Annotated in this window: 16 protein-coding genes; 6 read left to right on the forward strand and 10 right to left on the reverse strand. The window is 64.0% G+C overall.

What is annotated here, in order from left to right:
• Positions 1–229: 229 nt before the first annotated feature.
• From FNJ47_RS21810 to FNJ47_RS21825, 4 genes are all read right to left on the reverse strand, one after another.
• Positions 230–739 (reverse strand): OsmC family protein, encoded by a 510-nt coding sequence (locus FNJ47_RS21810; RefSeq protein ID WP_163156726.1) that lies wholly within the window; start codon positions 737–739, stop codon positions 230–232.
• A gap of 55 nt (positions 740–794) precedes the next feature.
• Entirely contained in the window at positions 795–1,580 is a 786-nt protein-coding gene (locus tag FNJ47_RS21815; protein WP_163156728.1) for an ABC transporter ATP-binding protein, read from the reverse strand.
• Positions 1,580–2,416, reverse strand: a complete 837-nt coding sequence (locus FNJ47_RS21820) for an ABC transporter permease (RefSeq protein ID WP_163156730.1) — start codon at positions 2,414–2,416, stop codon at positions 1,580–1,582. Before FNJ47_RS21820 ends, FNJ47_RS21815 begins: the two co-directional genes overlap by 1 nt.
• A 208-nt stretch (positions 2,417–2,624) precedes the next feature.
• Positions 2,625–3,599 (reverse strand): aliphatic sulfonate ABC transporter substrate-binding protein, encoded by a 975-nt coding sequence (locus FNJ47_RS21825; protein WP_163156732.1) that lies wholly within the window; start codon positions 3,597–3,599, stop codon positions 2,625–2,627.
• 198 nt (positions 3,600–3,797) lie between these two features.
• On the opposite strand from FNJ47_RS21825, the gene FNJ47_RS21830 reads away from it, so the two are divergent.
• Positions 3,798–6,590 (forward strand): [protein-PII] uridylyltransferase, encoded by a 2,793-nt coding sequence (locus FNJ47_RS21830; RefSeq protein ID WP_163156734.1) that lies wholly within the window; start codon positions 3,798–3,800, stop codon positions 6,588–6,590.
• A gap of 127 nt (positions 6,591–6,717) precedes the next feature.
• Here FNJ47_RS21830 and FNJ47_RS21835 read toward each other — a convergent pair whose 3' ends face one another.
• Positions 6,718–7,245 (reverse strand): methylated-DNA--[protein]-cysteine S-methyltransferase, encoded by a 528-nt coding sequence (locus FNJ47_RS21835; protein ID WP_163156736.1) that lies wholly within the window; start codon positions 7,243–7,245, stop codon positions 6,718–6,720.
• 183 nt (positions 7,246–7,428) lie between these two features.
• Here FNJ47_RS21835 and FNJ47_RS21840 point away from each other — a divergent pair, with 183 nt between their 5' ends.
• The 3 genes from FNJ47_RS21840 to FNJ47_RS21850 all read left to right on the forward strand — a co-directional run bounded on the left by FNJ47_RS21840 (position 7,429) and on the right by FNJ47_RS21850 (position 10,746).
• On the forward strand, positions 7,429–7,791 hold the full coding sequence (locus FNJ47_RS21840; RefSeq protein ID WP_163156738.1) for a DUF1304 domain-containing protein: 363 nt from the start codon (positions 7,429–7,431) through the stop codon (positions 7,789–7,791).
• Positions 7,792–7,917: 126 nt separating this feature from the next.
• Positions 7,918–9,138, forward strand: a complete 1,221-nt coding sequence (locus FNJ47_RS21845; protein ID WP_163156740.1) for an ABC transporter substrate-binding protein — start codon at positions 7,918–7,920, stop codon at positions 9,136–9,138.
• A gap of 381 nt (positions 9,139–9,519) precedes the next feature.
• A complete protein-coding gene (locus FNJ47_RS21850; RefSeq protein ID WP_163156742.1) occupies positions 9,520–10,746 on the forward strand; it encodes an ABC transporter substrate-binding protein in 1,227 nt (408 codons plus the stop codon).
• Positions 10,747–10,961: 215 nt separating this feature from the next.
• Here the strand turns inward: FNJ47_RS21850 and FNJ47_RS21855 are convergent, their stop codons facing one another.
• Positions 10,962–11,387: a DUF1330 domain-containing protein gene (locus FNJ47_RS21855; RefSeq protein WP_163156744.1), complete on the reverse strand. Its 426-nt coding sequence runs from the start codon at positions 11,385–11,387 to the stop codon at positions 10,962–10,964.
• A gap of 138 nt (positions 11,388–11,525) precedes the next feature.
• Between FNJ47_RS21855 and FNJ47_RS21860 the strand changes: the two genes are divergently transcribed.
• On the forward strand, positions 11,526–13,796 hold the full coding sequence (locus FNJ47_RS21860; RefSeq protein WP_163156746.1) for a transglycosylase domain-containing protein: 2,271 nt from the start codon (positions 11,526–11,528) through the stop codon (positions 13,794–13,796).
• Positions 13,797–13,983: 187 nt separating this feature from the next.
• Here the strand turns inward: FNJ47_RS21860 and FNJ47_RS21865 are convergent, their stop codons facing one another.
• The 4 genes from FNJ47_RS21865 to FNJ47_RS21880 all read right to left on the reverse strand — a co-directional run bounded on the left by FNJ47_RS21865 (position 13,984) and on the right by FNJ47_RS21880 (position 18,120).
• Entirely contained in the window at positions 13,984–14,823 is an 840-nt protein-coding gene (locus FNJ47_RS21865; RefSeq protein ID WP_163156748.1) for a M48 family metallopeptidase, read from the reverse strand.
• 198 nt (positions 14,824–15,021) lie between these two features.
• A complete protein-coding gene (locus tag FNJ47_RS21870) occupies positions 15,022–16,347 on the reverse strand; it encodes a polyhydroxyalkanoate depolymerase (RefSeq protein WP_163156750.1) in 1,326 nt (441 codons plus the stop codon).
• 127 nt (positions 16,348–16,474) lie between these two features.
• Positions 16,475–17,299 carry an ABC transporter permease gene (locus FNJ47_RS21875; protein WP_163156752.1) on the reverse strand — a complete coding sequence of 275 codons (825 nt, stop codon included), beginning with the start codon at positions 17,297–17,299 and terminating at the stop codon, positions 16,475–16,477.
• Positions 17,296–18,120 (reverse strand): ABC transporter ATP-binding protein, encoded by an 825-nt coding sequence (locus tag FNJ47_RS21880; RefSeq protein ID WP_163156754.1) that lies wholly within the window; start codon positions 18,118–18,120, stop codon positions 17,296–17,298. Before FNJ47_RS21880 ends, FNJ47_RS21875 begins: the two co-directional genes overlap by 4 nt.
• Before the next feature lie 124 nt (positions 18,121–18,244).
• Here FNJ47_RS21880 and FNJ47_RS21885 point away from each other — a divergent pair, with 124 nt between their 5' ends.
• Positions 18,245–19,564: an ActS/PrrB/RegB family redox-sensitive histidine kinase gene (locus FNJ47_RS21885; protein ID WP_163156756.1), complete on the forward strand. Its 1,320-nt coding sequence runs from the start codon at positions 18,245–18,247 to the stop codon at positions 19,562–19,564.
• The last annotated feature ends 69 nt before the right edge of the window (positions 19,565–19,633 follow it).

A 19,633-nucleotide genomic window follows, 5' to 3' on the forward strand; every position in this document is an offset into this window, starting at 1 on the left:
AATATACTTCGACGTATCCATCCCAATGCGGATAATCTCTCTCACGGACGGCTCCCTTGTCTGAGATTTGCAACAACCTCATTCTGGCACACTGATGCCGTAGGGGGCCGTCCACCCCATCAACCACGACTATTGGCGGGGAGCGAAAGCCGTCGGGCAGCGGAACTTGAATTGAGAAAGCACGGCGTATGGGTCCCGGCCTTCGCCGGGACGACGCCGATGAAAGCCGCTATACCCGCTGCATCGACACCGACACCTTCGGGCCGTTCTTGATGGTCTGATAGACCACGCAATAACGTTCGGTGAGTTTCAGCAACAGATCGAGCTTGTCCTGCGGCGCATCGGTCCCGACGTCGAAGCGCAGGCGGATCTCGCGGAAGCCGACCGGGGCCTCCTTGTCGACGCCGAGCGTGCCGCGGAAATCGAGATCGCCCTCAGCGAAGACATTCCCGACCTTCAGCGGCACCTCGACGGCAGTCGCGACCGACTTCAGCGTGACGCCGGCGCAGGCGACCAGCGCTTCCAGCAGCATGTCGCCGGAGCAGAGCTCGAGCCCGGAGCCGCCGGTGGCGGGATGCAGCCCGGCGACCGCGAGCGCGCGGCCGGTTTCGACCTTGCAGGACAGGCTTTCGTTGTCGATCGTGCCCTTGGCCTTCAGCGTGATCGCGGCGGCCTGGGGGTCGGTCTTGTAGCGCTCCTTGATCGGAGCCTGCATTGCGCGGAGTTCGGCGGAGTCCATGGTCTGCTCCCGGCTGTTCTTCTTTATGCCGATGTAAGGCCTTACGGCGCAGATGTCACCACCACATCGCCTCGCCGGCGCTGGATTTGTCCGTGACGTCACGCACCGACCGGTCCAGCGAGCGGTCGAGCGCGGTCAGCACGCGGCGCTTGAAGGTGTCGAACAGCTCCGATTTGCGGTCGCGGGGCCGCGCCAGATTGATGGTGATCTGCTCGAACAGCCGGCCCGGCCGCGGCCGCATCACCAGCACGCGGTCGGCCAGCACCACGGCCTCGTCGACATCATGGGTGACCAGGATCAGGGTCGGCCGCGTATCGGCCCAGAGGTCGAGCAGATGGTCCTGCAAATCGCGCCGCGTGAAGGCATCGAGCGCCGAGAACGGCTCGTCGAGCAGCAGCACTTCGGGCTGCGGCACCAAAGCGCGGGCAATCGCGACCCGCTGCGCCTGCCCGCCGGAGAGCTCACGCGGCCAGGCCGCGGCCTTGTCGGAGAGACCGACGCGGGCCAGCGCCGCGGCGATGCGTTCACGCCTCGCATCGGCCGGGAGATCGGCGAGACCGAAGCCGATATTGTCGGCGACGCTGAGCCAGGGCAGCAGCCGCGGTTCCTGGAAGATGATGCCGATCTCGGCGTGCGGCGACGTAATCACCGCATTGTCGAGCGTCACACTGCCTGTGGTCGCGCGATCGAGGCCGGCGATGGCGCGCAACAGCGTGGACTTGCCGCAACCGGAACCGCCGATGATGGCGATGATCTCGCCGGGCGCAATCTCCGCCGAGAAGCGCTCCAGCGCGTGGACACCGTTAGGATAAGTCTTGCCGACGTCTTTCAGCGCGAGCATCAGGCCCCTCCCCGCGCGCCGAACGCATCCTGCCAGCGCAGCAGCGGCGCGGCGGCGACCTCGATCAGCCAGTCGGTCAGCTTGCCGAGGATCGCGAAGATCACGATCGCGGCGAGGATTTGCGCCGGCTTGCCGAGTTGCTGGCCGTCGAGCAGGAGATAGCCGAGGCCTTCGGAGGCGCCGATCAATTCGGCCGCGACCACGAACATCCACCCCAAACCAAGCCCGACCCGCAGCGCCACCACATAGGCCGGCAGCACCGCCGGCAACAGGATGCGGCGGATCATGGCCGGTCCGGAGAGGCGGAACACGCGCCCGACCTCGACGATCTTGCGATCGACCGACAGGATCGCGCCCGTCACGCCCAGATAAATCGGAAAGAACACGCCAACCGCGATCAGCGCGACCTTCGAGGTCTCGAAGATGCCGAGCCAGAGCACGAACAGCGGCACCCAGGCGAGCGAGGGAATCGCGCGCAGCGCCTGCACCGTCGGATCAAGCAGGCGCTTGGCGAAATCCCAATAGCCGGAGATCGCGCCCATGATTGTGCCGGCGATGACGCCGAGCGCAAAGCCGGCACCGACCCGCCACAGCGTCGCCAGGATATGGCGCGACAGCTCGCCGCTTTTGGCGAGCGCCACGATGGTCTCGAACACTCTTGACGGCGGCGGCACCAGGCGACCGTTGGAATAGCCGAGATAGACGACGAGCTCCCAGCCGAGCGCCAGCACGACCGGCACCACGAGCCCGAGCGCCGGCCGCACGACACGCGACCACCGCGCCGACGCCGCACGCGACGCGGCCGTCTGTTCCAGCGCGGGCAAGTCAACGGTCATGGCCATAGCAAGAACTATTCTTCGAGGCGGATTGCAAGGTGGGGGTGAAGTGGACCGCGGCCCTCTTCCCTTCTCCCCCTGTGGGAGAAGGTGGCGCGGACGCAGTCCGCGACGGATGAGGGGTCTCTATCCGCGGAGACAACCCCTCACCCGGCTTCGCTTCGCGAAGCCACCCTCTCCCACAGGGGGAGAGGGTGCAGCGACGGAGCTAATTCGTCGGCAGCGGGACCTGGTCGTCGATCAGCGAATCCAGCGCGGCCTTCACGTCGGTCTTGCCATCGATCACGCCGGCCTGCTGCAACGCGAGGCCGGCGGCGAGGATCGATTCCCGCTGGGGGCTACCGATCCGGCTGTGGGTCAGCTCGGTGCGCTCCTTGAGCTGCTTGTCGACCACGGCGTCCGGCAACTTGGTGACCGCGATGAAGGTCTTCTTCAGCTCGTCATAGTTCGCCAGCGAATATTTCCGCGCTTCCTCATAGGTTGCGAGCACGCGGCGAACGATATCCGGGTGAGCCTTCAGGAACTCCTCACGCACATTGAGGATGCCCCAGGTGTTGGCATCGGCCTTGCGGTAGAACAGCTTGGCCCCGTCCTCGACTTCCGCCTGCGCCATCATCGGGTCGAGGCCGGCCCAGGCATCGACATCGCCGCGGATCAGCGCGGTCTTGCCGTCGGCATGCTGCAACAGCACCGGCGTGATGTCCTTCTCGGTCAGACCGGCGCCCAGCAGCGCACGGACCAGGAAGATGTGCGGGTCGGTGCCGCGCGTCACCGCGACGCGCTTGCCCTTGAGATCGGCGACGGATGCGATCTTGGAATCCTTTGATGTGACCAGCGCGGTCCATTCGGGGCGCGAATAGACATAGATCGACTTGATCGGATTGCCGTTGATCCGGGCGACCAAGGCGGCCGAGCCCGCGGTCGAGCCGAGATCGATCGAACCGGCATTGAGGAACTCGAGCGCCTTGTTGGAGCCGGCCGATTGCACCCAGACGATGCTGATGCCGTCCTTGGCGAATTCCTTCTCCAGCAGGCCCTTCTGCTTCAGGACCATCGACACCGGATTGTAGGTCGCCCAGTCGATCCGGATCTCCTTCAGCGCGTCGGCGGCGAGCGCCGCACCGGGCAACAATGTCGAGACCGCGAGCAGCGCAGCGAAGGCGCGCCGGGAAAATTTCTGCATTCGTCGATCTCCTCGATCAGATTAAGAAACAATCTTTTATTTCAATGAGTTATCCTTGCGGTCAACGAGAAAATCTCTACCCTTTACGAGATGGCGCGAGAACGATCTTGCTCGAAGCGCCGCCACGAGAGCATGGAGCTGCTGTCATTATACTTTGGTCCGTGACAGCAACAGCTCCGTCCGATATCGGATGAATGTATGGATAGCGTCGTAGCCGAGGTCCGCCCTGAAGCGGACGATCGTTTCGAGACCGAGCGGATCACCGCGGCGGTCAATGCACTCGCTGAACAGCATGCCGGCCGCGAGGACCAGTTCCGCGCTGCAATGGCGCAACTGCTCAAGGCCGAGCTGATCGCGGCGCGCGCCACGGCGCAGGCGCTGCTGCTGAAGGACCGCCACGGCCGCCGCTGCGCCGAACGGCTCTGCTTCGTGCAGGACGAGATCATCCGCATCCTCTATGCGGCGGCGACCCGGCATCTCTATCACTCGCCGATCCCCTCGGGCGCCGAACGCATGGCCGTGGTCGCGACCGGCGGCTATGGCCGCGGGCTGATGGCGCCGGAATCCGACATCGACCTGTTGTTCATCCTGCCCTACAAGCAGACCGCCTGGGGCGAGCAGGTCGCCGAAGCTATTCTCTATTGCCTATGGGACATGGGGCTGAAGGTCGGCCACGCCACCCGCTCGGTCGATGAATCGATCCGCCAGGCGCGCGGCGACATGACGATCCGCACCGCAATCCTGGAGACGCGCTTCCTGACCGGCGACCAGCCGCTCTATGACGAGCTGGTCGAGCGCTTCGACAAGGAAGTTGTGCAGGGCACCGCGTCGGAATTCGTCACCGCAAAACTCGCCGAGCGCGAGGAGCGGCATCGCCGCGCCGGCCAGTCGCGCTATCTGGTCGAGCCCAACGTCAAGGACGGCAAGGGCGGCCTGCGCGACCTGCACACGCTGTTCTGGATCGCCAAGTACGTCTACCGCGTGCGCGAGACCGACGAGCTGCTCGAGCGCGGCGTGTTCGACGCGCAGGAGTACCGCACCTTCCGCCGCTGCGCCGACTTCCTGTGGTCGGTGCGCTGCAACCTGCACTTCTTCGCCGGGCGCGCCGAGGAGCGGTTGTCGTTCGACATGCAGCGCGAGATCGCGGTTCGACTCGGCTATACCTCGCATCCCGGCATGCAGGATGTCGAGCGCTTCATGAAGCACTACTTCCTGATCGCGAAGGACGTCGGCGATCTCACCGCGATCCTGTGCGCCAAGCTCGAGGAAGAGCACAACAAGCCGGCGCCGGTGCTGAGCCGGATGGTAGCGCGGCTGCGGCCCGGCGCCAAGCGACGGCGGGTTAACGGCAGCGACGACTTCATCGTCGACAACAACCGCATCAACCTCGCCGCGCCCGACGTGTTCAAGCACGATCCGGTCAACCTGATCCGGATCTTCCGCCTCGCGCAGCAGAACAACCTCGCCTTCCATCCCGACGCGATGCGCACGGTGACGCGCTCGCTGAAGCTGATCAACACCCAGCTGCGCGAGAACGACGAAGCCAACCGGCTGTTCATGGAGATCCTGACCTCCAACGACGCCGAGACGGTGCTGCGTCGGATGAACGAGACCGGCGTGCTCGGCCATTTCATCCGCGCCTTCGGCAAGATCGTGTCGATGATGCAGTTCAACATGTACCACCATTACACGGTGGACGAACATCTGCTGCGCTGCATCGGCTATTTGCAGGACATCGAGCGCGGCGGCAACGAGGAGTTCACGGTCGCCAGCGACCTGTTCCGCAAGATCCGCCCCGAGCACCGCCCGGTGATCTATATCGCGACACTGCTGCACGACATCGCCAAGGGCAGGCCGGAGGATCACTCGATCGCCGGTGCCAAGGTGGCGCGGCGGCTATGCCCGCGGCTCGGCTTCTCCGCGGCCGACACCGAACTGGTGGCCTGGCTGATCGAGGAGCACCTGACGATGTCGACGGTGGCGCAATCGCGCGATTTGTCGGACCGCAAGACCATCGAGAATTTCGCTGCCGTGGTGCAGTCGGTCGAGCAGATGAAGCTGCTGACGATCCTGACCACCGCCGACATCCGCGGCGTCGGCCCCGGCGTGTGGAACGGCTGGAAGGCGCAGCTGTTGCGCACGCTGTATTACGAGACCGAGCCGGTGCTGACCGGCGGCTTCTCGGAAGTCAACCGCGCCCAGCGCATCGCGGTGGCGCAGGCCGAATTCCGCCGCGCCTTCACCGAATGGCCGGAGGCCGAGCTCAACGCCTATATTGGCCGGCACTATCCGGCCTACTGGCTCAAGGTCGAGCTGCAGCGCAAGATCCGCCAGGCGCGCTTCATCCGCGCCAGCGAGCAGGCCGACCACAAGCTGGCGATCAACGTCGGCTTCGACGAGATCCGCGCCGTCACCGAGCTCACGATCCTGGCGACCGACCATCCCTGGCTGTTGTCGATCATCGCGGGCGCCTGCGCGTCTGCCGGCGCCAACATCGTCGACGCACAGATCTACACCACGACCGACGGCCGCGCGCTCGACACCATCTCGATCTCGCGCGAATACGATCGCGACGATGACGAGGGCCGCCGGGCGACGCGGATCGGCGAGATGATCGAGCAGGTGCTGGAAGGCAAACTGCGGCTGCCCGAGGCGGTGGCGAAGCGCGCGGTGCGCAGCAAGGCGCGGCCGTTCATCGTCGAGCCCGAGGTGACCATCAACAACCAGTGGTCCGACCGCTATACAGTGATCGAGGTCTCAGGCCTCGACCGGCCCGGCCTGCTCTATCAGCTCACCACCGCGATCTCGAAGCTCAACCTGAACATCGCCTCCGCCCATGTCGCGACCTTCGGCGAACGCGCCCGCGACGTGTTCTATGTCACCGACCTGCTCGGCGCCCAGATCACCGCCCCGACCCGGCAGGCCGCGATCAAGAGCGCGCTGCTGCATCTCTTGTCGAGCGAAGACCAGGTGGCGAAGCCGGCGGCGTAGGGACTTTTCCAGTCGTCATTCCGGGGCTCGCGAAGCGCGAGCCCGGAATCCATCGGGCCACAGCTATCATGGTGAAATGGATTCCGGGCTCGCGCTAAGCACGCCCCGGAATGACGGCGGAAGCTGCTCAGCGAACCTCCACGCCCTCGTGCCTGAGCAACCAGCGCTTGCGCTCCAGTCCGCCGCCATACTTCACCAGCGAGCCGTTGGCACCGATCAGGCGATGACAGGGCACGACGACGCTGATCGGGTTGGATCCGTTGGCATGACCGACCGCACGCATCGCCTTCGGTACTTTCAGCTTCGCTGCCAACGCGCCGTAGCTCATGGTGGTGCCGGGCGGAATTTTCGGCAGCGCATGCCAGACCTTCTGCTGGAACGGCGTGCCGGCCACGCGCCATTCGACGTCCGTCAGCCGATCGAGATCGCCCTTGAAATAATCGGCGAGTGCCTTGCGCATCGCAGCCGGCGCGCTTCCGTCCCGCAGCGTCACGGCACCATAGTGCAGCCGGAGCAGGTCGAGCATGCGCCCTTCATAATCATCCCAGTCGAGTGCGCGCAGCACGCCGTCATCATCGGTCACCAATAGCGCCGCGCCGATCGGCGTCGTGAGGCGGTCGAGATTGAAGGTCTGTGCGGTCTTGCGGTCGGCCATTGTCGTCGCTCTGAATCGCTCGGCATACAATTCACCGCCCGCATGCTAGCGTCCACCCGAATTCCGGGTGGAGCGTTTTCGAGCGAAGTGGACACCGGTCCGCGTGAAGAAAACGCGTCAAGACAAGAACGTTGAGCTTCGGTTCTGATTGAATCAGAACCGAAGCTCTTGGGGGGACCGAACATGCTTTGGCTAGCCAATTTTCTGGTCGCGGTCGTGGCCGCGCTGCACGTCTATTTCCTTGTGCTCGAGATGTTCCTGTGGACCAAGCCGCTCGGGCTGAAGACCTTTCGCAACTCGATCGAGAAGGCGACCGACTCGGCCGTGCTCGCCGCCAATCAGGGGCTGTACAACGGCTTCCTCGCCGCCGGACTGATCTGGGGCCTCGTGCACGGAAATCCAGCCTTCGCGTTCCAGATCAAGACATTCTTCCTGCTGTGTGTGATCGTCGCCGGCGCCTATGGCGCCGCCACGGTCAGCCGCCGCATCCTTTATGTGCAGGCGGCACCCGCTGCGCTCGCACTGATCCTGCTCTGGCTGGCCTGACGCGACATCGCGCGCAAGGGCATTGTCTTGCAATGCCCAGAACGTTCCTCCATCATCCCTGACAACGGTGACATCCGCCGGGCTGAGCTTGCGGACAAGATCACCGGCAACAGGGAGGTCACGAACATGAGGAGCGTGCAATTGCTCGCTGCGACAGCGCTTGCCATCGCGTTGTCGGTTACATCGGCCACCGCGCAGAAGAAATACGACACCGGCGCCACCGACACCGAGATCAAGATCGGCCAGACCGTGCCGTTCTCGGGCCCCGCATCAGCCTATGCCGGCATCGGCAAGACCCAGGCGGCCTACCTCAAGATGATCAACGATCAGGGCGGCATCAATGGCCGCAAGCTGAACCTGATCCAGTATGACGACGCCTATTCGCCGCCGAAGGCGGTCGAGCAGGTGCGCAAGCTCGTCGAGGGCGACGAGGTGCTGTTCACGTTCCAGATCATCGGCACGCCGTCAAATGCCGCCGTGCAGAAATATCTGAATGCCAGGAAGGTGCCGCAACTGCTCGCCTCCACCGGCGCGTCGCGCTTCTCCGATCCGCAGAATGCGCCGTGGACGATCGCGTTCAACCCGAACTACCAGTCCGAAGGGCGCATCTACGCCAAATACATCCTGGCCAATCACCCCAATGCCAAGATCGGCATCTTCTACCAGAACGACGATCTCGGCCGCGATTACATCACCGGCCTGAAGAGCGGGCTTGGCGACAAGGCGGCCAGCATGATCGTCGCCGAGGTCTCCTATGAGCTGACCGACCCGACGGTCGATTCCCAGATCGTCAAGCTGAAGGCCGCCGGTGTCGACCTGCTCTATAACGCATCGACGCCGAAATTCGCCGCGCAGGCGATCCGCAAGGTCGCCGACCTCGATTGGCACCCGGTCCACATCCTCGACATCAATGCGAGCCCGGTGTCGGCGACGCTGAAGCCCGCCGGCCTCGACATCTCCAAGGGCATCATCTCGACCAACTACGGCAAGGACCCGGCCGATCCGCAGTGGAAGGACGATCCCGGCGTGAAGGCCTATTTCGCCTTCATGGACAAATATTATCCGGAGGGCGACAAGCTCAACACCGTCAACACCTACGGCTACTCGACGGCCGAGCTGTTGATCCAGGTGCTCAAGCAGTGCGGCGACGACCTCACCCGCGAGAACCTGATGAAGCAGGTGACCAGCCTGAAGAAGTTCGTGCCGTCGCTCGCGCTGCCCGGCATGTCGATCACGACGGGGCCGAACGACTATCGCATCAACAAGCAGATGCAGATGATGAAGTTCAACGGCGAGCGCTGGGAGCTGTTCGGCCCGATCATCGAGGACACCGGCCCGGCAGGCTAGGTCGCGCCACGGCGGCACTGCGCTCCCTCGCCCCGTTCTTACGGGGAGAGGGTTGGGGTGAGGGGCTGCTTCCGCGCGCTCGGAAGTAGTTGCTCCCGCGGAGACTCCCCCTCACCCGCATCGCATCTTCGATGCGATGCGACCTCTCCCCGCAGGCGGGGCGAGGTGAAGCGGAGGAGCCCGTCGCACCCCCGCTGTGCCCTTCATTTTGCGGCGCCCCCTACTTTGGTTGACTGAAATTGCTCGCCTTTTCGGCACCGCTCGTCTTGCGTCGCAGCAACGGTTCCTCCAGTATCCCGGCCCAGCGATGGCGACCGCGGGACCTTGATCCCGCGGGCAAGATCATCGGCCAACCATCAGTCACGTGAGGGAAACAGCATTATGAGGAACGGGATTTTCCACCTGGTCACGGGAACGGCGCTCGCGATCGCGCTGTCTGCAACGTCGGCCTCCGCGCAGAAGAAATACGATCCCGGCGCGAGCGATACCGAAATCAAGATCGGCCAGACCGTCCCCTTCTCCGGACCGGCCTCCGCCTACGCCTCGATCGGCAAGACCCAGGCAGCCTATTTCAAGATGATCAACGATGCCGGCGGCATCAACGGCCGCAAGATCAACCTGATCCAGTATGACGACGCCTATTCGCCGCCCAAGGCCGTCGAGCAGGTGCGCAAGCTCGTCGAGAGCGACGAAGTGCTGCTGACCTTCCAGATCGTCGGCACGCCGTCGAACGCCGCGGTGCAGAAGTATCTGAACGCCAAGAAGGTGCCGCAGATGTTTGCCGCCACCGGCGCCTCGAAGTTCACCGACCCGAAGAACTTTCCCTGGACGCTCGGCTTCAACCCGAACTACTTCGTCGAGGGCCGCATCTACGGCCAGTACATCCTGAAGGAGCATCCGAACGCCAAGATCGGCATCCTCTATCAGAACGACGACCTCGGCAAAGACTACCTGAACGGCATCAAGGCCGGCCTCGGCGACAAGGCCGCCAAGATGGTCGTGGCCGAAGCCTCCTACGAGGTGTCCGACCCGACCATCGATTCCCAGGTGCTCAAGATCAAGGATGCCGGCGCCGACCTGTTCTTCTCGGCCTCGACGCCGAAGCAGGCCGCGCAGGCGATCAAGAAGATCGCCGAGCTCGGCTGGCATCCGGTCCACATCGTCGACATCAACGCGACCTCGGTCGGCGCGGTGCTGCAGCCGGCGGGCCTCGAGGCCTCCAAGGGCCTGATCTCGACCAACTACGGCAAGGATCCGGCCGATCCGCAGTGGAAGGACGATCCGGGCATGAAGCGCTATTTCGACTTCATGGCCAAGTACTATCCCGACGGCGACAAGAACTCGAACTTCAACACCTATGGCTACTCCACCGCGCAGCTGATGGTGCATGTGCTGAAGCAGTGCGGCGATGACCTGACGCGCGAGAACGTGCTGAAGCAGGCCACCAACCTGAAGAACGTCGACCTCGACATGGCGCTGCCCGGCATCAAGGGCAACACCACGCCGAACGACTATCGCGTCAACAAGCAGCTGCAGATGATGCGCTTCAACGGCGAGCGCTGGGAGCTGTTCGGCCCGATCCTCGAGGATGCCGGTCCGGCCGGCTAGTGGTTCGCGCAGGCTTGAAATGCAATCGGCGGCCTGGGCCGCCGATTTGTTTTTGGGCCTCTATCACCGTCACCCTGAGGAGCGCGAAGCGCGTCTCGAAGGGTCGACGGCCCCACTGTGGCCGATTCATCCTTCGAGGCTCGCCCAGCGGCGCAATTGCGCCGCAAGGCTCGCACCTCAGGATGACGGAATGAGCATCCGGCTTTGCATTCCGCCTACTTCGGAATCTCACCAAAGTTCTTGCCGACCGGCAGCACCGCATGCCGGATCAGCCGCGAATCCTCCACCGCGGCCTGCCGGTGCTTCACCGCCTCGCGATAGACGGGATCGCGGATCATTTCGACGAAGGCGTCAACGCTGGGATACTCCGCGATGAAGCAATGATCCCAGCGCTCCTCCTGCGGGCCGATCAGCATCAGCTCGAAGCGGCCCTGCCAGACGATGCGGCCGCCGAGCCGCTCGAATACCGGCCCGCTCTCGCGGCCATAAGCGGCGTAAGCTTCCGCGCCGGTGGCCTTTCGGCCGTCGGGATAGGCGGCCGATTCGCGCAAGCGCACCAGGTTGAGCATGTGGATCGGGCCCGGCCGGTTGTTGTCCCGGAATTGCGCAAACACATCTTTGGTCGGATCGATATGGCCCATGCGGTGCTCCTTTGTTTTCTTGTTCCATCCATATTTAGCACGCGCCGCCCCACCTCCTAATCCCCCGTTAAGCTTTGCGTAACCGCCCCTTAAACCGGGAACGCTAGCGTTCGCGCGTACAGGGTGTGAGCGTTGCGGATGGCGTGGGGACGTAAAAAAGGCGGTGGACGCAAGGAGCCGCTGTTCGGGCTTCCGGCCGCGCTTGCCGACCTCAGACTGTCGCCCTCCGATCGCATTCCCGGCGGCGGCGACGACAAGCCCGCCAAGTCGAAACCCAAGAACAGCGAAAAGAGCGCCGACAAGAGCAACGATTCCGGCAGAGAGAGACCGCGCCCGTCGCGCAGCGGCAGCAAGCGGCGCAGCAAGTCGCGCGGCCTCGGCATCGGCCGGCTGTTCTATTGGACCGCGGTGCTCGGACTCTGGGCCGGCATTGCCGTGATTGGTGTCGTGGTGTGGGTCGGCGCGCATCTGCCGCCGATCCAGTCGTTGGAAATTCCCAAGCGTCCGCCGACGATCCAGATCGTCGGCATCGACGGCAGCGTGCTGGCGCAGCGCGGCGAGATGGCCGGCGCCAACATCGCGTTGAAGGACCTGCCGCCCTATCTGCCGAAGGCCTTCATCGCAATCGAGGACCGCCGCTTCTATTCGCATTTCGGCGTCGATCCGGTCGGCATTTTACGCGCAGCCGTCACCAACGTGCTGCATCGAGGCGTGTCGCAGGGCGGCTCGACTTTGACACAGCAGCTCGCCAAGAACCTGTTCCTGACTCAGGAACGCACCATGCAGCGCAAGCTGCAGGAGGCCGAGCTCGCGCTGTGGCTGGAACGCAAGCATTCCAAGGACGAGATTCTCGAGCTCTATCTCAACCGGGTCTATTTCGGTTCCGGTGCCTATGGCGTCGAGGCTGCCGCGCAGCGCTATTTCGGCAAGTCGGCGAAGAACGTGACGCTGCCGGAAGCCGCGATGCTCGCGGGCCTCGTCAAGTCGCCGTCGCGGCTGGCGCCGAACCGCAACCCTGAAGGCGCGGAACAGCGCGCCCAGGTCGTGCTCGCGGCGATGGCCGACGCCAAGTTCATCACCGATGCCCAAGCCAAGGCCTCGATCGGCCAACCCTCGATCGCGGTGAAGCCGGCCGGCGCCGGCACCGTGAACTATGTCGCCGACTGGATCGGCGAAGTGCTCGACGATCTGGTCGGCCAGATCGACCAGGACATCATCGTGCAGACCACGATCGACCCGAAGCTGCAGAACGTCGCCGAAGCCGCCGTGATCGACGAACTCGCCGCCAAGAGCGTGAAGTTCAATGTCAGCCAGGGCGCGCTGGTGGCAATGACACCCGACGGCGCGGTGCGCGCCATGGTCGGCGGCCGGAACTATTCCGAGAGCCAGTACAATCGCGCGGTGACTGCAAAGCGGCAGCCGGGCTCGTCGTTCAAGCCGTTCGTCTATTTGACCGCGGTCGAGTCCGGATTGACGCCGGACACTATCCGCACCGACGCGCCGCTCGATATCAAGGGCTGGAAGCCGGAGAACTACACCCACGAATATTTCGGCTCGGTCACACTGACCCAGGCGCTGGCAATGTCGCTGAACACGGTCGCGGTGCGGCTCGGCGTCGAGGTCGGCGCCAAAAACGTGGTGCGCACCGCGCACCGGCTCGGCATTTCCTCCAAGTTGGAGCCCAACGTCTCGATCGCGCTCGGCACCTCGGAAGTGTCCGTGCTCGAGCTGGTCGGCGCCTATGCACCGTTCGCCAACGGCGGCTACGCCGTGTCGCCGCATGTGGTGACCAGGATCAAGACCAGCTCGGGCAAGCTGCTGTATGACCGCCCGGTCGATCCGCCCAACCAGGTGATCGAGCCGCGCTATGACGCAATGATGAACACCATGATGCGCGAGACGCTGATCTCGGGCACCGCGCGCAAGGCGGAGATCCCGGGCTGGACCGCTGCCGGCAAGACCGGCACCAGCCAGGATTATCGCGACGCCTGGTTCATCGGCTACACCGCCAAGCTCGTCACCGGCGTCTGGCTCGGCAATGACGACAATTCGCCGACCAAGAAGGCGACCGGCGGCGGGCTGCCCGTGGAAGTGTGGAGCCGCTTCATGAAATCCGCGCATCAGGGCGTGCCGGTCGCGGCGATCCCGAACTCGCAGGGCAGTTGGGGACCGGCGAACCTGATGCAGATCTCGTCGCAGATATCCGCGCCTTCAGCGCCGGCGGGACCGATGCAGATTCAACCGCCGATGCAGGCGCCGCAGCCGTCGGCGCCGGTCCCGTCCGGCGGCGGCTATTATCGCCCGCCTCCGCCGACGCCGGCCCGCGCTGCGGCGCCGCCGAATCCGAACGCGCGGCCGGAAGCGGCGGCAGGGTTGGATGGGTGGCTCGCGGATCGGTTGTTTCGATAGGCGCGAAGCCGAAGGTCGGACCGCAACGCCAACCGTCATCCCCCGCGCATGCGGGGGATCCAGTACGCCGCGGCTTATCGGTTGAACGCGAATGTCTCTGGAATACTGGATCGCCCGCTTTCGCGGGCGATGACAGCAGAGGTGGTGGAGACAGTACGTAGGGTGGATAGAGCGACGCGAGCGACGCCTACTCCTGGATCCCGTAGCGGTGCAGGTCGTTGCCGTGAGTGTCGAGCCAGTTCTTGGCGCGCGTGACGGAGGCGCAGACCTTGTCGACCACCCGCCAGAACCGCGCCGAGTGGTTCATCTCGACCAGATGCGCGACCTCGTGCGCGGCGAGGTAATCGAGCACGAAGGGCGGCGCCAGGATCAGCCGCCATGAGAATGACAGCGAACCTGCCGAGGTGCACGAGCCCCAACGACTGGATTGATCGCGGATCGAGATCCGCCGCACCTTCACGCCGAGTTCCGCGGCATGAAGCTGCGCCGACTTCTGCAGATCCTTGCGCGCCTCACGCTTGAGGAAGTCATGGACCCGGCGGTCCATATGCTCGACTCCGCCGGCAACGCAGAGGATCTTCTCGCCGCTGTCGCGCGTCTCGGTCCACACCGTGCCGCGCTCGCCCGAGCGATGCACCAGCCGATGCGGCACACCGCGCAACGGCACCACGGTGCCGGGCTGGAAGGGCGCGGCCTTCGGCAAGCGGCCAAGACGAGCGGCGATCCAGCCGCCGTGGATGTTGGCGAACTCCTTGGCTTCGATAATCGTGCCGCGCGGCGGCATCGTCAGGATCGCTTCGCGGTCGGTCGGATGAATCCTGAGCGTGTAGCGGCGCGCGCGCCTGTGCCGGCGCAATCTGACGGTGAAAAACTGGGAGCCATGTCTGACCAATACGGTCGCGGGTTCGGCAGGCCGCCGATAGAGGAGCGCGCGAGTAGCCATTTCTGAAAGTCCGGGGAGCAGGAGTTCGCCCGAACTCTGCCATATCCGCCGCCAGGGAAAGCGCTCGGCGCAAAAACAAATCATTTGCCCAATATACAGGGGCTGGCCGTTAATTGACCTCTACCGGCAGGGGGCGGAACCGGAATTTTTCTGATGAATCAGAGTCGCGAAAAAGGCCCAAGAGATGAAATAAAATTCATCACTTGGGCCTTGGTTGATTTGAGATTCTTTTAGCTAAATCAGCGGCTTGTGCGAGCGCGAAAATCGCGGCCGGAGCGATACCTATTCGGCCGCCGCGACAAGGGAAAGCCGCGTACTGGCCGCCGAAACCATGAAATCGGAGATCCGCGGCACGATTTCGGAGCGGAACCGCGAGCCGTTGAACACGCCGTAATGGCCGACGCCCTTCTGCACGTAGTGCACGCGACGATGGTTCGGGATCGCGGTGCAGAGCGCGTGCGTTGCCTCGGTCTGGCCGAGACCGGAGATATCGTCCTTCTCGCCTTCCACCGTCATCAGCGCGACGCGGCGGATCTTCGACGGATCGACCGGCTTGCCGCGATGGGTCATCTCGCCCTTCGGCAGCGCGTGCTTGACGAAGACGAGGTCGACGGTCTGCAGGTAATACTCGGCAGTGAGGTCCATCACCGCGAGATATTCGTCGTAGAATTCACGGTGCTTGTCGGCGAGGTCGCCGTCGCCCTTCACCAGATGGGCGAACAGCGCCTTGTGCGCGTCCATGTGCCGATCCAGGTTCATGCTGATGAAGCCGTTGAGCTGCAGGAAGCCCGGATAGACGTCGCGCATCACGCCCGGATGCGGGAACGGCACCTTGGTGATGACATGGCTGCGGAACCATTCGATGCCGCGCTCTTCCGCAAGGTTGTTGACCGCAGTCGGATTGCGCCGTGTGTCGATCGGGCCGCCCATCAGCGTCATCGACAGCGGTACAAACGGATCGTGGTTCGCTTCCATCACGGAGACCGCCGCCAGCACCGGCACCGAAGGCTGGCACACCGCGATGATGTGCATGTTGCCGCCGAGCGCATGCAGCATCTCGATGACGTAGTCGACATAGTCGTCGAGATCGAACCGGCCCTCGGCAAGTGGCACCATACGCGCATCGGCCCAGTCGGTGATGTAAACTTCATGCGTCGGCAGGAATGCCTCGACGGTGCCGCGCAGCAGCGTCGCATAGTGGCCCGACATCGGCGCCACGATCAGCACCCGCGGCTGCGGCGCGCGCAACGGGCGCGTCAGCTTGCGATCGAAATGCAGCAGGCGGCAGAACGGCTTTTCCCAAACCGTGCGAACCTCGACCGCCGTGCGGATGCCGTTGACCTCAGTGGTCGGCAGGTTCCAATCCGGCTTGCCGTAGCGGCGCGTGGTGCGCTCGAACAGCTCACAGCCGGCGGCGATCGATTTGCCGAACTCGGTATGCGTCCACGGATTGAGCGGGTTCTGAAACAGGATCTTGGTGGCGTCGGTCACCGCGCGCACCGGGTTGAGCGACGCATGCGCCATCTCATACATCCAGTACATCGGCGTCGTAAGTGCCGGGCTGCCTTCCGCCGCCAGTGGCGGTGCACCAAATTCACCGATGGGCATTGTATTTTCAGACCCCTGTTTGCGCCGCAGCATACTGACCAATGCGCAACAATGCGTCAATGCGCCGCGAGTTCAATATGGGGCCGATATCGGGCTAAAACACCGAGAATCCACGAGAAAGTGACATTTATTCACCACCTCCGAGCAGCGAACCGTTGCGCTTGGCGCTCTGCAAAAGGGCAAGGAAGACCGCAAAAGAGGCAGCGAACAGGATCGCGTTGATGACCAGTGCCCACACCATCAGGTCGGCGCGGAAGACGTGATCGATCAGCAGCGAGCGCATGCCTTCGAACACATAGGTCGGCGGCAGCGTCCAGGCGACAAGTTGCAGCCAGGCCGGCAGCACCTCGACCGGATAGTAGATGCAGGCGAGCGGCATCACCGCAAACATCAGCGTCCAGACGATACTCTCCGCCCCTAACCCGTTGCGCAGCACAAGGCCCGAGGCGAACACCCCGACCGACCAGCTCGTGAAGATCAGGTTGCAGAAGAACGCGATCAGCGGCAATCCGATGGCGTAGAAGTTGAAGCCGAAGAAGAACAACGCCAGCAGCGTCATCGGGATCACGCCGATGGCAAGCCGGATCAGGCTCATGATCATCAGCGAGAGCAGGAATTCGATCGGCTTCAGCGGGCTCATCATCAGGTTGCCGAGATTGCGCGCCCACATCTCTTCGAGGAACGAGATCGAGAAACCGAGTTGGCCGCGGAACAGGATGTCCCACAGGATCACCGCGCCGATCAGCGTGCCGCCGGCCTTGGCGAAGAAACCGGATGCCTGCGAGATGTAATTCTGCAGGAAGCCCCAGGTGATGATCTGCAATGCCGGCCAGTAGATCAGCTCCAGCAGCCGCGGCCATGACGATATCAGGAGATACCAATAGCGCAGCACCATCGCGTTGATGCGTTGCAGGGAAATGGCGCGCGGGTGATGGCTGACGATCTCGCTCATGATGCGCCCTCTGGCGCGCCCTCCCGCGTCCGGCCGCGCGCGACATCGAGAAACACCTCTTCCAGCGTGTCGCGGTTGTAGCGCGCCATGATGCCCTCGGGGCTGTCGTCGTCCTCGATCTTGCCGCGCTTCATGATGATGACCCGGTCGCAGAGCCGCTCGACCTCCAGCATGTTGTGCGACGCCAGCAGGATGGTCGCGTTATGGGTCTTGCGGTAGGTCTCGAGATGCTGCCGGACCCAGTCCGCGGTGTCCGGGTCGAGCGATGCGGTCGGCTCGTCGAGCAGCAGCAGGTCCGGCTCGTTGATCAGCGCCTTCGCCAGCGCGACGCGGGTCTTCTGCCCGGCGGAGAGCTTGCCGTTGGAGCGGTCCAAAAACTCCTTGAGATCGAGATCGGCGGCGAGCTGATCGATCCGCTCGCGCAGATGCTTCACGGCATAGAGGCGGCCGAAAATGGTCAGGTTCTGCCGCACCGTGAGCCGCATCGGCATGTCGACATAGGGGCTCTCGAAATTCATCCGCCCGAGCACGTCATAGCGCTGCTCCGGGATTTTTGCGCCCAGCACGCTGACGCTGCCCGAGGTCGGCAGCACCAGCCCCATGATCATTGCGATCGTCGTGGTCTTGCCGGCGCCGTTGCCGCCGAGCAGGCCGGTGATGCTGCCGCGCGCGATGCGGAACGAGATATCGTCGACCGCGCGGGTGGTCTTGTAGACCTTGACCAGATGCGCGATCTCGATCGCGGCCGACCCGCCCTGATCGGCCGCGGGCGCTTGGTTGGCCGCAGGCGCTTGCCCCTGACCTGTCTCGCGCTGTTGCATATGGCCGTCATTGAGCCATTGCGACAATAAGCGCAAGGCTTGGCGGTAATTAAAGGCTTGGCCCGCGTCCTTGCGCTAAGTCGCGAATTTGTGCGCCGCCCACGGCACAGCTAAAGTCCCTGACATGACCGACATCGCTTCCGATTTCCGCCAACCCCGCCGCTATGTCCGCCTGGATACGATCCTGCGGCTGCGCTGGCTCGCCGCGCTCGGTCAGCTCGTTGCAATCTTCATCGTTGCGCAAGGGCTGGAATTCGACGTTCCGATCGTCCCCTGCGTCACCATCGTGACCTTCTCGGCGCTGCTCAATCTGGCGCTGCAGATCGCGTTCAACCCGATGCAGCGGCTGGAGCCGGCCTATGCCGCCGCCCTGCTCGCGATCAACATCGTCGAGCTCGGCGGCCTCCTGTACTTCACCGGCGGGCTGCAGAACCCGTTCTCATTCCTGTTCCTGGCGCCGGTCCTGATCTCGGCGACGGTGCTGCCGATCCGACTGACGATCGCGCTGGGCTGCCTTGCGGTCGCCTGCGCCTCGGCGCTGTTCTTCTATCATCTGCCGCTGCCTTGGGATGGCGATGATCCGCTGGTGCTGCCGCCGATCTACCTGATCGGCGTCTGGCTCTCGATCCTGCTCGCGATCGGGGTGACCAGCCTTTACGCGTTCCAGGTGACGGAGGAAGCGCGCCAGCTCTCCGACGCGCTCGCCGCAACCGAGCTGGTGCTGACGCGCGAGCAGCATCTGACCCAGCTCGACGGCCTCGCCGCCGCCGCTGCGCATGAACTCGGCACGCCGCTGTCGACGATCTTCCTGATCTCGCGCGAACTCGAGAAGACTGTGCATGACCCGGCCATCACCGGCGACCTGAAGACTGTGCGCGAACAGGCGCAGCGCTGCCGCGACATCCTGAGCAAGATCGCGCAATTGTCATCGAGCGGGGCGCCGTTCGACACCATGAAACTGTCGACCCTGATCGAAGAGGCGGTGGCGCCGCATCGCGATTTCGGCATCAACATCAAGGTGCGGCTTGCTGTCGCAGCAACGCGTGAGCCGGTCGCCGCGCGCAATCCCGCGATCCTTTATGGGGTCGGAAACATTCTCGAAAATGCGGTCGATTTCGCGCACCAGACCGTCGAGGTGAACGCGTGGTGGAACGCCGAAACCATCGAGATCGTCGTCTCCGACGATGGCCCGGGCATCGCGCCTGACATGCTGAAGCGGATCGGCGAGCCCTATTTGTCGCGCCGCCGGGGCGCAGATGAGGCCCAAAACGCGCGTGGCGGCTTGGGCTTGGGCGTTTTCATCGCACGGACGCTGCTGGAACGCACCGGGGCCAAGGTGTCGTTTACCAATCGCACCTTTCCCGATCACGGCGCCGTGGTGCAGATCGTCTGGCCGCGCGAACGCTTCGAGGAATCCGCACCAAGCGAAGAAACCGAATCCTAAGAACGGTTCTTAATCGCAATTCCTGGCATACCGGATGCAGCCCACACGACTTTCGGCTGCCTTGGCAGC

Origin of the sequence: Bradyrhizobium uaiense (assembly GCF_010811875.1) — a bacterium.
GTDB classification, from domain to species: domain Bacteria; phylum Pseudomonadota; class Alphaproteobacteria; order Rhizobiales; family Xanthobacteraceae; genus Bradyrhizobium; species Bradyrhizobium uaiense.